Source organism: Thauera sp. WB-2, from assembly GCF_027594845.1.
GTDB lineage: Bacteria > Pseudomonadota > Gammaproteobacteria > Burkholderiales > Rhodocyclaceae > Thauera > Thauera mechernichensis.
This window is the reverse complement of the sequence record NZ_CP088935.1, coordinates 1,088,424-1,102,509: the sequence shown is the minus strand read 5'-3', so window position 1 is coordinate 1,102,509 and position 14,086 is coordinate 1,088,424. Positions and strand designations below refer to the sequence as shown.

The following is a 14,086-nucleotide window of genomic DNA, read 5'->3' as shown; positions in this document are numbered from 1 at the left end:
CCTTGCCGTGCTGCACGCCAAGACCCCAGCCACAAGCGGGCCGGGTGCCGACGTTCGAGTGAGAGATCAGAACCAGCTCTGCGGAATGATCAGTACGTCGCCCGGACGCATCTCGACGTTGGCCGAGACGTCGCCACGCTTCACGAGATCGCGAATACGGACGCTGTACTGCTTGTTGCCTTCGGCCGTGCGCAGGATGGTCGCTGCATTGCCATCGGCGAAGTCGGTGAGACCGCCGACTGCAATCATCACGTCGAGCAGGGTCATCTTCTGCTTGTAGGGCAGCGTCTGCGGATTGCCTGCCTCACCGATCACGCGGATCTGCTCGCTGTACGGCCCGACAAACCCGGTGACGATGACGGTGACGACCGGATCACGGATGTACTTGGCGAGGTGCTGTTCAATGTCGCGGGCAAGCGTGGTCGAATCCTTGCCCATTGCAGGCAGATCCTCGACGAGCGGCGCCGTGATCTTGCCGTCGGGCCGCACAGGCACCGACGTTGACAACTCAGGGTTGCGCCACACGTTGATCGAAACGGTGTCCCCCGGGCCGATCACATAGTTGTAGTCCGCGTCTGCCGCGGAGGGCGGAGCGGGTGGAAAGCTCGACGCACATCCAGCCAGCACACCCACCGCCAGCACCGGCATCAAGCACCGCCCAAGCGAACTCCATGCGCCCCGTAAGCTGCTCACCATGACAAGCCCCCTGTTCTGTCTCAAGATTCGCAATGATACGACGTCGATCCACGATTGGGGATGCTAGGCGGATGCAGGTTTGCGTCGACAGGAACAAATGCACACAATCGCTTACACTACGCAGTGATCGACGTCTGTAGATTCTGGAACGTTTGTTGCAACAGAAAGGCCTGCGCGCGGCAGATATGGCGAGCAGGTCGGCGCTATACTGTCCTGAACATCACTCGAGAACTCGGCCACTTCCATGCATGGATCACAACCTGCGCCTGACGCCTTACATGCGTCCATGGCGGTCAGTAGTGCGCGCGCGCCTCATTCCGACGCCGCCCAGCCTGGCAATGCCGGCTTCGTCAATGCGCTCCCTCCCCCGCTCGATGCGGCCAACGGCCTGGCTTTCGAGCAGAACGGGTTCCAGATTCGCATCGCCAACGGCTGTGACGATCTGAAACGCCAGAGCAGCAGACTGGTGGAGCGCATGTATTCGGCTCGCGGCCTGTTCCCTTACGGGATGCACGCCGAGCTCGATCGCCGGGACATCACCGTGGTCGCGCTGCGCGAAGGACATGCGGTTGCGACGCTCACTCTGCGCATGGATCTGGGCTCCGGCCTGCTGGCAGACACTTTGTACAGCAATGAGATCGACGCTGTCCGAAAAACCGGCGGCAAAGTGTGCGAAATCACACGACTCGCAATCGATCCCGACCTTGGCTCGCATGATGCGCTCGCCGGACTGCTGCAGGCGCTCTACGTGCTGGCGAAGCTGACCCAGCGAATGTCGGACGTCTTCATCGAAGTCCATCCTCGCCACGCACGCTTCTATCAGCGCATCTTCGGGTACAGGGTTGCCGGCCCCGAACGCGTCTGCCCTCGCGTCGGTGCTGCAGCGGTACTGCTTCACCTTTCGCACAGGCAATTCGAACGCGCTTTGGCCAGGCATGACGACGAAGCTGGCCGACCGCCACCGCGCGCAATCCGCCTGCTCCCGTCTGAAACCACCCTCCAAGACCTGCTGGCAGGACTCAAGCGCAGCTGAGCCGCGCTCGATGAGGCTGTCGCAAGCGCGCCGAACACTGCGTTGGAGCGCATGATCATTGCTGTCACGTGCTACGCGACGGACAAGCACTGACCGAGGTTTCTGCCCACGCATCAAGCCGCCCCAACGGCAAGGCCGCGCGCTCCTGTCGGCACTCAGAACCAGTGACGAACCTCCACGTAGGCACGGTCACTGCGATCGAAAGCACTCAGGCGTCCCGTACCACTGCCACCAAACACATCGACACCAGTCACGGCACGCCAAGCCGGCGCGAACTTCCAGGTCAGCTTCGGCCTGAGCATGTAGTCCGAACGGTTGAGACTGGAAACGGCCAGGAACTCGAGTTCCAGCTCATTGCCGATCGAATGCACAGCCTGGAAGGTCAGGCCGGACTCGAGCCTGTCGCTCACCATGGTGCTGCGATGCTCATCGAGCCAACGACCGTATAGCTGGGTGTTGAAGCGCCAATCGGCACCTGCCGGGATATCGGCACCGATCGCATAGTCGATCATGTCCGTCTTCTCGAGCCCGAGCAGCCTGCCGCCCGGAACCGGCGCCGCGACCAGTGTGTTGACGCCACGCCCACGGGTATGAACCGCCTCACCCTTGAGTACGAAGCTACCCAGGTCCTTGCTGAAGGTCGCACCGATCTGATGCAGTCGCTCGTGCCGCAAGGAGGCGGTGCCCACCCCCACTTCGTACAAGGTCGGCGCGACGTCGTAGCTGCGGTAGTAGAAGGCCGACAGATCCCAGCCACTCACCAGATGGGAGACGCGTGCGCCCCAGTTGCCGTTGCGCAGACTGTCAGAGGGCTTGTGCTCGGTCACGACGGTATTCGCCGGCAGTGCGGCAAAGGTGTAGAAATCGCCACCCGGCTTGCCGATCTCGTCGAAGCTGGGCTTGGGGATCCAGACCAGCTCGAAGTGGCTGCTGCCGGCAAAGTACTCCGCCCGCGCCGCCCACTGCGCAATGCGCAGGCTTTCGAACTCGGGCAGCAGGAACTCTCGCATGTCGCGGGCCGAGACGACGTCGGCAAAGAAGAAGCCGACCATCTCGCCCCAGATGATGTGCTGGCGGCCGAGGCGGAACTCCCAGTCGCCCTGACCAAGATCCACGTAGGCCTCGCGCAGGATCAGATTGCGCCGCTGGTCCCTGCGCACGGCGGCCGGGTAGTGCTCATCCTCGAGATCGAAGGCCGCATCCGCATCGGCACGCGCGTTGAGCTTCCAGCGCACTCGAGGCGCAAGCTGGCCACTGCCGGCAAGCTCGACGCGGGCACGCAGTCGCGACCAGTGCTCGGGGTCGGGCAGTGTGTAGGCGGCCCCCAGCTCGGCATAACCGCTCCACTTCATGCCGCTGCCCGCAGCGGCGCCTTCCGGGGCGCCGACATCGAAGAGCGCATCGAGCTCTGCATCGAACTCGGCATCCTCCGCAGCGTCACTGGCATCATCGGCCGCATGCGCCGGCGGGAGGATCATGAGCAACGCCACGGCGGAAAGGGTGGCAAGGGCGAGTCGATTCAAGGCAGGCATGGTGTGCTTTCTCACTAGATTTCCGGGTCTTCTTCATCACGCGGCCGACGGTCCTGCACGAACACCCAGCGCCCCTCGGCTTTCATGCCGAGTGCGGTGATCTGGCCGTCGGCGATGCGCACCAGACGGTCAGCCATGTTCATGACCTTGCGGTCGTGAGTGGAGAACACGAAGGTGGTGCCGGACTGGCGGTTGATGTCGCGCATCAGCTTCAGGATGCTCGAACCCGTCTTGCTGTCGAGGTTCGCAGTGGGCTCGTCGGCAAGCACGATCTTTGAATGCGTGGCGAGCGCGCGCGCAATCGCCACGCGCTGGCGCTGACCGCCCGAAAGCTGGTTCGGGCGATGGTCGGCATACTTGCTCAGGCCTACCATGCCAAGATAGTGCCGGACCCGCTCGGCACGTTCCTTCTTCGACAACTCCGGCATCTGCAGCAACGGATACTCGACATTCTCCTCTGCCGACAGCACCGGCAGCAGGTTGAAGGTCTGGAAGATGAAACCGATGGTGCGCGCGCGCAGGTCGGCAAGCTGATCGGGCGTGCGATCGGATACGTCATGGCCGTCGATGACCACACGGCCCGCGCTTGGCGTGTCGATACAGCCTATGATGTTGAGCAGGGTAGACTTTCCGCTACCGGACGGCCCTGCGATGGCGAGAAACACGCCGGGCTCGATCGACAGGGTAACGTCTTCGAGCGCCTGGACGAGTTGATCCCCCAGCAGGAAACGCTTGCTCACGTGTTCGACCTGGACGATGGGCATGTGCAGGGCTGAAAATCTGATTGGACGCCGAAAGGATAGCACTCATGACGCACAGTTTACGATCCCGTCGCCGCTTCGTTGCCGCCCTGGCGGGCGGCCTGCTGCTCCCCACCCTGCTGCGGGCAGCCGACGCCCAGGACGACGACGAGGCTGTCAGTGTGGTGGCCGCCGCCGATGCGGTGCGCTTTCCACGCGAGAGCTTCCAGACCGAAATCTCGGTCGCCAACCTCAGCGACGGCAAGGAGGGCGACACGCGCAAGTATCGCGTCCTGTCACGCGGCAACGAGAACACCATCGTCCTCACTCTCGAGCCCGCCACCGAACGCGGCCAGGCACTGCTCATGCGGGGCCGCGATCTATGGGTGTTCATGCCGGCGGTGTCGCAGCCGGTACGCCTGTCGCTGGCGCAACGGCTCACAGGCCAGGTGGCCAATGGCGACCTCGCGCGCGCAAACTTCGCCGGCGACTACCGGCCGACCATCGCCGGCCGCGACAGCGTGGGCGACACGCCGGCGGTGGTGCTGGACCTCACCGCGGTGGACCGCAGCGTGACCTACGCGCGGGTGAGGTACTGGGTGGCGGAAGCCGACAAACGCCCCCTCAAGGCCGAGTTCTATGCGCTCTCGGGCCGACTGCTAAAGACCGCGTTATACGAGGACTTCCGCCAGATGGCAGGGCAGCTGCGCCCAACTCGGCTGGTCATGGAAGATGCGCTGAAAAAGGGCGAGGTCTCCGTGCTGACCTACGAGAACATGAACGTCCGCGACCTGCCCGAACGCATGTTCACCCGCGAGTACATGCGCCGGCTGCAGCAATAGCCTCATGGCACGACCCGGATCTTGCCGCCGGTGACGGCAAGCAGATGGCGCGCCAAGGCTTCGCGCACGCTGTCTTCGCCATGGACGAGGCGTACCTCGGCCGGCAGGTGGCGCATACGGGTAACGAAGCGAGTGAGGTTGTCGCGGTCGGCATGTGCCGAATAGCCTGCAAGCGTGTGGATGCCCGCACGGATATCGACACGTTCGCCGTCGAGTTCCACGTAACCGCCGCGCGGCCCGTAGGTCTGGATCGCATGTCCGGGCGTGCCGCGCGCCTGATAGCCGACGAAGACGACGTCGTGGCGAGCGTCGCCGAGCATGGCCTTGAGGTAGTTCACCACCCGGCCACCAGCGCACATGCCGCTGGCGGCAATGACGATAGCCGGTTCGCGACTGCGCGCGAGGCGGCGTACGTTGGCTTCGTGCAACGCATGACTGTCGATCGCGACCAGCTGCTCGTAGGAAAGGGGCTTACGCCCGGCGCGCACCCTGGCCTTGGCCTCTGCATCCCAGAACGGCTGCAATTCCCGGTAGAGCTCGGTGAAACGCAACGCCAATGGTGAGTCGAGAAAGATCCTGAGCTGCGCCCACTGCCCGGCAAACTTGCCGGGGCGCCGACGCTGCCGGTACAGGATGTCCTCGAATTCGTACAGCAACTCCTGCGTGCGACCAATGCTGAAAGCCGGGATGATGACCGTGCCGCCATCACGCAACGCATGCTCGACCACGGCCTGCAGGCGCTCGCGACGGCTGCGGCGATCCTCGTGCGCACGGTCACCATAGGTGCTCTCGAGCACCACGACATCGGCCTGCCAAGGTGGCTGCGGCGCGGGCAGCAAGGGCGCATGGGGTGCCCCCAGATCTCCCGAGAACAGCACTCGCTTGGGCTGCGGCCAAGCCGCGCCGGAAAGCTCGCATTCGACATAGGCCGAGCCGAGGATGTGACCAGCACGCTGGAGGCGGATGCGGCAGATGGCGTCCGGGCTGCGGTACACCGTATGCCACTGGCGGTAGGGCAAGGCGCGGATGCGCGCTTCAACAAGCTTGAGATAGCGCTCGACGATCTCCTTGTTGCGGCTGACACCAAGCTCGAAGGCATCGGCAAGCACCGTAGGCAACAGCCGCGCCGAGGGCTCGCTGCAGAAGATCGGCCCCTTGAAACCCGCCGCAAGCAGCCAGGGCAGGCGACCGCAATGGTCGATGTGCACATGGGTAAGAACGAGCGCACCAATGCCCCTGACCGGGAAGTCGATGTCCAGCCGGTCCGCTGCAGCGCGACCATCGGGCGCGGTCTCGGCGCCCTGGAACAAGCCGCAGTCGACCAGCAGGCTGTTGTCGTCCTCGATGAAAAGCTGATGGCAGGAGCCGGTCACGCCGTTGCGCGCGCCGTGATGCACGATCGTCGGGTTCATGCCGGGATTCTAGCGGCACCTCCCATTCATGCCAAATGGAAGGCCGTTCCAGGACGACCCTGCAGCATCAACCGCTTGCCCGAGCCGATGCCTTACTCCATGCCCCACTTCTGCAGCCGATAGCGCAGCTGGCGCAAGGTCATGCCGAGGTTGCGCGCCGCCGCACTGCGATTCCAGCGCGTCTGCTCGAGCGCGCGGATGATGCGCAGACGCTCGGCGTCGTCGGCAGCGGGTTCCTGCCCGGGCTCTCCGCCGCCGCCATGGTCGCCGAAATCGCCTGGCACCTGAAAGCCAAAAGGCCCCGCGGCACTGTCGGTAAGCCAGCCAGACGCCGTCTGGTCCGGGTAGAGCTCGATGTCGGCGGCGTCGATCTCGTCGCCCTCGCACATCGCGCAGGCACGCTCGAGCAGGTTCTCGAGCTCGCGCACATTGCCCGGGAAGGCATAGCCCTGCAGCGCATGCAGCGCGGCGGCCGACAGTCGGCGCGGCGCCCCGCCCTCACGCGCAGCCAGGCGAGCGAGGATGTGCTCGGCAAGCGCGGGAATGTCCTCACGGCGCTCGCGCAGCGGCGGCATGCGCAAGGTGATGACGTTGATGCGGAAGAAGAGGTCCTGGCGGAAGCGCCCTTCCGCGACCAGTCGCCCGAGATCCTGATGCGACGCTGACAACAGGCGCACATCGACCGGCTCCTCGGCATGGGCGCCGACCGGCCGTACCGCGCGCTCCTGGATGGCGCGCAACAGCTTGACCTGCATGGCCAGCGGCAACTCACCGATCTCGTCCAGAAACAGCGTGCCGCCGCTCGCAGCCTGGAACAGGCCCTGCTTGTCGCTGGCCGCGCCGGTGAAGCTGCCCTTGCGATGACCGAAAAACTCGCTTTCCATCAGCTCGGGCGAGATCGCTCCGCAGTTCACCGGCACAAAGGGCCCGGCGGTACGCGTCCCCAGGCTGTGGATGAAGCGGGCGATGACCTCCTTGCCGGTCCCCGACTCACCATGGATGAACACCGGCGCCTGGTTGCGCGCAAGCTTCTCGGCCTGGGCGCGCAACTGCATGAAGGCGGGCGAATGCCCGATCAGGGCACGTTCGGGCGTGGTTCCCGCAGCCTTATCCCCGGTCGCGCCCAGCCTGAGGGCATGGGTGACGAGCTCGCGCAGGGCCTTGAGCTCGACCGGCTTGGTGACGAAGTCGAAGGCACCGAGCTTGAGTGCCCTGATCGCGGTCTCGATACTGCCGAATGCGGTGATCACCGCCACCGGCAAGCCCGGGCAGTGTGCCTGGATGTGCTCCACCAGGCCAAGCCCATCGCCATCGGGTAGCCGCATGTCGGTCAGGCACAGGCGATAACGGCGAGCCTCCAGTCGGGCGATCGCATCGGCGACGGTGCCCACTGCGTCGCAAGCCAGGCCAAGACGCATCAGCGACAGTTCGAGCAGTTCGCGGATGTCTTCCTCATCGTCGACGATGAGCACGTCGACTGACTGGGGGCGTTGACGGCGTTCGACGGCATTCATGGTGTCGTGCGTCCGGTAAGAACCAGGTGGGCGCCCTGGGTGGAGGGCGCAAGCTCTAGCGTGGCGTCGTTGGCCTCGGCAAGCTCGCGTGCGATGTAAAGGCCCAGCCCCGTGCCCTTGGGGTGGGTGGTGAAGAAGGGCTCGAACAACTGCGCGCGCATCGCCTCATCGAAGCCCGGGCCGTCGTCGCTGACGTGCAGCGCCGCGCGCCCCCCAGCCAGGAGTTCGGCACTCAAGCGCACCGAGCCCGGCGCACCCGAGCAATAGCGGCTGGCATTTGCAAGCAGGTTGTCGAGGACCTGATGCAGATGGGCACGATCGATCGCAAAGGTTAGACCAGGGTCGATGTCGACATGGTACAGGCCCTCTTCCTGGGCCGCGCGGAACACCCTGGCGTCGATCACCTCGGCGACGAAGGCGGCAAGCGGCAGCGCCTCGGGCATCGCCTGTTCGCGCCGGCCCAGCGCCAGCACGTCGCGAATCATGCGCTCGATACGGTGGGCATTGTCGTTGATGATGCGCACGAGCCTGAGCTGCATCTCGCCGCGCTTCTCCTCACGCAACAGTTCGGCCGCCTGGGTGACGGCCGACAAGGGGTTGCGGATCTCATGCGCCATGCTGGCGGTCAGCCGTCCGAGTGCCGCCAGCTTGATCTGCTGCAAGTGGCGCTGAATGTCCTCGAAGTCGGTCAGATAAAGCAGCGTATCGCCCGCAGCTGCGCTCCCGGCCTCTCCCGCCACGCTGCGGCAACGCAGCAGACGGCCGTCCGCGCCGATACGCAGCAAGCGCCCCTCGTCACCAAGCGCCCCCTGCAGGATCGGTCTGAAACCCTCGTCGAGGTCGGCCAGCGCCAAGCCCTCGAGGGCTTCCGCGCTCGAGTGGGTCAGGCCCAGCAGCGCTATCGCCTGCGCGTTCAGGTGCAGGATCCTGCCCTGCGCATCGACCACGATCACGCCGTCCTGCATGTCGCGGATGATGTGCTCGCTGACCGCCTGTTGCTTGGCGAGCGCCAAGCCACGCTCGGCTGCCAGGGTGGCGTTGGCCTTGGCGCGCAGGGCAAGCAGGCGGGCGACGAGGGCGATGCCGAAGAAGCCCGCGCAGAATATGCCCACCTGCAGGAAATCGACCGAGTCGCTGCCTGCCGCATGGCGCCAGGCGTTCTCGATGAGCACCGCCAGGGTGGCCAGGGCCGCGAAGAACAGCACCATCCGCCCTTCCATGACCAGGCCCGCGCCCGCGAGCACGATCATCATCAGCACCGGCATACCGCTGCGGTAACCGCCGCTCGCCCACATGATGACGGACAGTGCGAGCACATCGACCAGTACCTGCAGGACGATGACACGCTCTACGCCGAGACGCCGCGACGCATCGGGGAAACCGAGCGCGAGAACCAGGCCCAGGTAGGCAAAGGCTGCGACCTGGAACACCAATGGTCGCTCCCCACCCAGGCCGAGGTCGCGGCCCGCGACAAGGAACAGCCCGGCCATGAGCAGCCGGAACAGGTTCAGGTAGCGAAGCGACGTGCTGCGGGTGCGTTCGACCTCGGCAGCCGCGGCCGCTGAGTCAGTGCGCACGTGGTCCGGCGCGACGATGGGCATCGCAACAGTAAAAAGCCCGCTCGTCGGACACCCCTTCGGACTCGGGCACATTCACGCCGCAATGTGCGCACTCGAGCATCCGCTCGGGTGCGGCACGCTCTTTCCTGGCGGCGCGGCGCGCAGCAAATCCACCCTGGTCCTTGAAGCGCCGCAAGGCCGCACGCAACCACCAGATGGCAATGAAGACGAGGATCAGGATGAGCAGATTGCGCACGTTGAGGGGCGCAGACCCTGCGCCACGGCAGTGGAAACGCCCGGATTCTAGCACGCCCCCCCTACGGCCATTGCCCACGGCGGGCGCGGGTTTGCGACAATATGGGCCCTGCTCCCGACCGCATCGCCGCGCCATGCCATCCTTTCCTGCCCCCCTCGCCTCCCGCCTGCCCGCCGTCGGTACGACGATCTTCACCGTGATGTCGCGCCTGGCCCAGGAGTGCGGCGCCATCAACCTGTCCCAGGGCTTTCCCGATTTCAACGCCGAGGACGTGTTGTTCGAGCGCGTCGCCCATTGGATGCGCACCGGCCACAACCAGTACGCGCCGATGGCCGGCTGCCTTGCGCTGCGCGCGGCAATCGCCGCCAAGGTCGAGACGCTGTATGGCACGGCCTATGACGAGGAGTCCGAGATCACCGTCACCGCGGGCGCCACCCAGGCCTTGTTCACCGCCGTGACTGCATGCGTGCATCCCGGCGACGAGGTCATCGTGTTCGAGCCGGTGTACGACTCCTACGTGCCCGCGATCGAGCTCGCCGGCGGCACGCCGGTGCGGCTGCAGCTCTCCGCCCCCGACTACCGCCCGGACTGGGAGGCGGTGGCCGCGGCGATAACGCCGCGCACGCGCATGATCATGATCAACACCCCGCACAATCCCACCGCGACCATCTGGACGCGCGCCGACCTCGACCGCCTGGCTGCGCTCACGCGTGGCACCGGTATCATCGTGGTGGCCGACGAGGTCTACGAGCATATCGTGTTCGATGGCGCCAGCCACGCAAGCTGCGCCGCCCACCCCGAACTGGCGGCGCGCAGCTTCGTGGTCTCGAGCTTCGGCAAGACCTACCACATTACCGGCTGGAAGGTCGGCTACGTACTGGCGCCCCGCGAGCTCATGGCAGAGTTCCGCAAGGTGCACCAGTTCAATGTGTTCACGGTGAACACCCCGGTTCAACTCGCGCTCGCCGACTACATGGCCGACGCCGGCCGCCACACCGGACTGGCCGCCTTCTACCAGGCCAAGCGCAACTACTTCCGTGCCGCACTGGCCAACTCTCGCTTCGATCTGCTGCCCGCGCACGGCACCTACTTCCAGCTCGCCCGCTACGAGCGCATCAGCGCACTCGGCGACACGGCCTTCTGCGAACACCTGACCCGCAAGGTGGGCGTGGCCGCCATACCCGTATCGGCCTTTTTCGCAGACGGTCGCGACGAACGCGTGATCCGTTTCTGCTTTGCCAAGAACGAAACCACCCTGGCCGCAGCCTGCGAACGGCTCAACGCCATTTGAGCGACTTCCCGGGCACGGACCGGGCGCGCTGCAAACAGCGCCCAGGCCGGCACGGCGCGGGGCACGACTACCCCAACTCGATTACTCGATCCACGCTGGACAACCGATAAGCATGTTCCAACAACCGATCCCCACCCTGTGCCGTGACGGCGACCGCCTGCTGGTCCTCGACCAGACCTTGCTGCCCTTTCGCACCGAACGCGCCGCCCTGAGCACCCTGGACGATGTGGCTGCCGCCATCCGCGACATGCAGGTGCGCGGCGCCCCCCTGATCGGCGCCACCGCAGCCTTCGGCGTGGCACTCGCACTCGAGCGGCAGGGTGCCGACGACCGCAGCTTGCAGCACGCCCTCACCGTACTGGGCGCAACCCGCCCAACCGCAGTCAACCTGCACTGGGCGCTGGCGCGCATGGACACGGCGCTGCGGCCGCTGCGGCCCGCGCAGCGGCTAGCTGCGGCGTGGGCCGAAGCGGAAGCCATACGGCTCGACGATGCACAGACATGCGATGCGATCGGCCGCCACGGCCTGGACATCCTGCGCGCGCTGGCAGCAACTCGCACGCGCCCGCTGCGCATCATGACGCACTGCAACGCCGGCTGGCTTGCCACCTGCGGCGCCGGCACCGCGCTGGCGCCGATCTACGCCGCGCAGGCCGCGGGGCTCGCAGTCGAGGTCTTCGTCAGCGAAACCCGTCCGCGCAACCAGGGCCTGCTCACAGCCTGGGAACTGCGCGCCGCAGGCGTCGCCCACGTACTGATCGCCGACAATGCCGCCGGCCTGCTGCTGATGCGCGGCGAGGTGGACCTCGTCATCACCGGCGCCGATCGCATCGCTGCCAACGGTGACACCGCCAACAAGGTCGGCACCTACCTGAAGGCACTCGCCGCACAGGCGGCCGGCGTGCCCTTCTACATCGCAGCACCACACTCGACGCTCGACTTCAGCTGCCCGGACGGGGCTGCGATCCCGATCGAGGACCGCGGCGCGGACGAGGTTTGCCGGCTGCGCGGCGTCGCTCCTTCGCCCGGAACCAAGGACGACGAGGGCGAGATCGCCACCGTGCGCCTGGCCCCGATGGACACCCGTGTCGCCAACCCCGCCTTCGACGTGACCCCGGCGGCACTGATCCGCGGCATCATCACCGAACGCGGGGTGGTCGCCGCAGGCGAGCTGGCGGCGCTGTACCCGGAGCGCCGGCAATGAACGGCCACGGCCCGGCTCGCACCACAGCGGGCACAGCGACAGACGAGACGGCCCTGCGCACCACCCTGCTCGACACCCTGCGCGCCATGGGCGCGGCAGGCCTGAACGTGGGTACGGCAGGCAATGCCAGCGTACGGCTGGACGGCGGGGACATGCTCATCACCCCCAGCGGCGTGCCTGCCGAGCGCTGCCGCCCCGAGGACATGGCGGTGGTGGCGGCGGACGGCAGCCCGCGCGGGGCGCTCGCCCCATCGTCGGAGTGGCAACTGCACCGCGACATCTATGCCGCCTTTCCGGCGGCGGGAGCGGTGCTGCATGCCCACGCCCCCTTTGCCACCGCATTGGCTTGCCAGCGGCAGGAGATCCCGCCCTTCCACTACATGATCGCGCGCTTCGGTGGCAGCACGGTGCGCTGTGCACGCTACGCCACCTTCGGCACCCAGGCACTTTCCGATGCCACGACGGCAGCGCTGCAGGACCGCAACGCCTGCCTGCTGGCAAACCACGGCATGGTCGTTTTCGGTCGCGACCTCGAGCATGCATTGGCGCTGGCGATCGAGTTCGAGACCCTGTGCGAACAATACTGGCGCACCCTGCAGATCGGCACGCCAGTGCTGCTCTCGGCGGCAGAGATGGACGAGGTCATCGAGCGCTTCCGTTGGTACGGCAAGGCGCGCAAGGCATGACCGCCCACCGGTCAACGTGAAAGCCCCTGCGCGAACGGGAGGCGTTCGTCCGCGCAGGGGCTTGGCGCCGGAACACGGCGCGGGGGGGCGGCTGCGGGGCCGCCCTGATCAGGGTCGGAGCCGGTGAATCAGTCCGCCTGGCGACGCAGGAAGGCGGGGATGTCGTAGGTACCGACGCCACTCGTGCTCATGGCCTCGACCGTCGTGCGGCGGCCGCTGCGCATCACGGCAGGCACGTCGAGGCTGTTCATGTCCACCGCGCCGCTGCTCATCGACGGGCCGTAGGTACCCGTCCCCTGCACCACCTGCATGACCGGCTGACGGGCGGCACGCGGGGCGCCAAGGCCAGTGGCCACGACGGTGATGCGGATGCGGTCTTCCATGGTCTCGTCGAACACGGTGCCGTACTTGACGAAGGCCTCAGGCGCAGCGAAGGCCTGCACGGTCTTCACCGCATCACGCACTTCCGACATCTTGAGCGACTTGCTGGCGGTGATGTTGATCAGCACGCAACGCGCGCCCGACAGTTCGGTGCCCTCGAGCAGCGGCGAGACGGCAGCCTGCTCGGCAGCGATGCGCGCGCGGTCCAGGCCCGAAGCCTCGGCCGAGCCCATCATCGCACGGCCCATCTCGGCCATCGCGGTACGCACGTCCTGGAAGTCGACGTTGACCAGGCCGGGAACGTTGATGATCTCGGCGATGCCACCCACCGCCGAACGCAGCACGTTGTCTGCCGAGCGGAAGCACTCCTCGAAGCCGGCATCGTCGCCATAGACGTCGAGCAGCTTGTCATTGAGCACGACGATCAGCGAATCGACATGGCGGGTGAGCTCTTCCACGCCGCTCTCGGCGACACGGATACGGTTCTCGAAGTCGAAGGGCTTGGTCACCACGGCGACGGTCAGGATGCCCATCTCCTTGGCAATCTCGGCCACCACGGGTGCCGCACCGGTACCGGTGCCGCCACCCATGCCGCCGGTGATGAAGACCATGTGTGCGCCTTCGAGCACCGCAGCGATGTCATCACGCGACTCCTGCGCAGCGGCACGGCCCGCCTCGGGCTTGGAGCCGGCACCGAGGCCCGTCTTGCCCAGCTGAACCTTGGTGGTCGCCAGGCAGCGATTGAGCGCCTGGGCGTCGGTGTTGGCGGAGATGAAATCCACCCCCTTCACGCCTTCACGGATCATGTGGTCGACAGCGTTGCCGCCGGCACCGCCCACGCCGATCACCTTGATCATCGTCCCGCTCGATTCCTTCTCAACAATCTCGAACATTTGCCTCGCCTCCTGAATTGACGGCCCTGCTCAACACCGAATGCCGC

13 protein-coding genes are annotated in these 14,086 nt (G+C 66.2%); 5 read left to right on the top strand and 8 right to left on the bottom strand.

All coding sequences use genetic code 11. From position 1 onward, the window contains the following. Positions 1-66 precede the first annotated feature (66 nt). Entirely contained in the window at positions 67-648 is a 582-nt protein-coding gene (locus LQF09_RS05095; protein WP_002926902.1) for an XrtA/PEP-CTERM system exopolysaccharide export protein, read from the bottom strand. 334 nt (positions 649-982) lie between these two features. On the opposite strand from LQF09_RS05095, the gene LQF09_RS05090 reads away from it, so the two are divergent. After that, positions 983-1,729, top strand: coding sequence for an N-acyl amino acid synthase FeeM domain-containing protein (locus tag LQF09_RS05090; protein WP_002926903.1), 747 nt, complete (start codon positions 983-985; stop codon positions 1,727-1,729). A 155-nt stretch (positions 1,730-1,884) separates the two neighbouring features. Here LQF09_RS05090 and LQF09_RS05085 read toward each other — a convergent pair whose 3' ends face one another. Both LQF09_RS05085 and LQF09_RS05080 read right to left on the bottom strand, forming a co-directional pair. Continuing rightward, a complete protein-coding gene (locus LQF09_RS05085; protein ID WP_270069353.1) occupies positions 1,885-3,207 on the bottom strand; it encodes a DUF1302 family protein in 1,323 nt (440 codons plus the stop codon). A gap of 68 nt (positions 3,208-3,275) precedes the next feature. Beyond that, the gene (locus LQF09_RS05080) at positions 3,276-4,025 is read right to left on the bottom strand and encodes an ABC transporter ATP-binding protein (RefSeq protein ID WP_002926907.1); all 750 of its coding nucleotides are present in this window, start codon (positions 4,023-4,025) and stop codon (positions 3,276-3,278) included. A 44-nt stretch (positions 4,026-4,069) separates the two neighbouring features. Here LQF09_RS05080 and LQF09_RS05075 point away from each other — a divergent pair, with 44 nt between their 5' ends. Further along, positions 4,070-4,843, top strand: coding sequence for an outer membrane lipoprotein-sorting protein (locus tag LQF09_RS05075; protein ID WP_002936288.1), 774 nt, complete (start codon positions 4,070-4,072; stop codon positions 4,841-4,843). A 2-nt stretch (positions 4,844-4,845) separates the two neighbouring features. On the opposite strand, the gene LQF09_RS05070 is transcribed toward LQF09_RS05075, so the two are convergent. The 4 genes from LQF09_RS05070 to LQF09_RS05055 form a co-directional block, all read right to left on the bottom strand. Continuing rightward, entirely contained in the window at positions 4,846-6,255 is a 1,410-nt protein-coding gene (locus LQF09_RS05070; RefSeq protein WP_270069352.1) for an MBL fold metallo-hydrolase RNA specificity domain-containing protein, read from the bottom strand. Positions 6,256-6,347: 92 nt separating this feature from the next. Further along, on the bottom strand, positions 6,348-7,769 hold the full coding sequence (locus tag LQF09_RS05065) for a sigma-54-dependent transcriptional regulator (RefSeq protein ID WP_002926913.1): 1,422 nt from the start codon (positions 7,767-7,769) through the stop codon (positions 6,348-6,350). Next, the gene (locus tag LQF09_RS05060; RefSeq protein WP_270069351.1) at positions 7,766-9,370 is read right to left on the bottom strand and encodes a sensor histidine kinase; all 1,605 of its coding nucleotides are present in this window, start codon (positions 9,368-9,370) and stop codon (positions 7,766-7,768) included. The genes LQF09_RS05065 and LQF09_RS05060 overlap by 4 nt, the downstream gene beginning before the upstream one ends. Continuing rightward, complete coding sequence (locus LQF09_RS05055) at positions 9,336-9,584, bottom strand: PP0621 family protein (RefSeq protein WP_002926918.1); 249 nt, start codon at positions 9,582-9,584, stop codon at positions 9,336-9,338. The genes LQF09_RS05060 and LQF09_RS05055 overlap by 35 nt, the downstream gene beginning before the upstream one ends. Positions 9,585-9,717: 133 nt before the next feature. On the opposite strand from LQF09_RS05055, the gene LQF09_RS05050 reads away from it, so the two are divergent. From LQF09_RS05050 to LQF09_RS05040, 3 genes are all read left to right on the top strand, one after another. After that, a complete protein-coding gene (locus LQF09_RS05050; RefSeq protein ID WP_270069350.1) occupies positions 9,718-10,875 on the top strand; it encodes a pyridoxal phosphate-dependent aminotransferase in 1,158 nt (385 codons plus the stop codon). Between the two features lie 112 nt (positions 10,876-10,987). Further along, complete coding sequence (mtnA, locus tag LQF09_RS05045) at positions 10,988-12,079, top strand: S-methyl-5-thioribose-1-phosphate isomerase (RefSeq protein WP_002936295.1); 1,092 nt, start codon at positions 10,988-10,990, stop codon at positions 12,077-12,079. Then, positions 12,076-12,765 carry a class II aldolase/adducin family protein gene (locus LQF09_RS05040; protein WP_270069349.1) on the top strand — a complete coding sequence of 230 codons (690 nt, stop codon included), beginning with the start codon at positions 12,076-12,078 and terminating at the stop codon, positions 12,763-12,765. The genes mtnA and LQF09_RS05040 overlap by 4 nt, the downstream gene beginning before the upstream one ends. Positions 12,766-12,893: 128 nt before the next feature. Here the strand turns inward: LQF09_RS05040 and ftsZ are convergent, their stop codons facing one another. Continuing rightward, the gene (ftsZ, locus tag LQF09_RS05035; RefSeq protein WP_002926926.1) at positions 12,894-14,039 is read right to left on the bottom strand and encodes a cell division protein FtsZ; all 1,146 of its coding nucleotides are present in this window, start codon (positions 14,037-14,039) and stop codon (positions 12,894-12,896) included. Between the last annotated feature and the right edge of the window lie 47 nt (positions 14,040-14,086).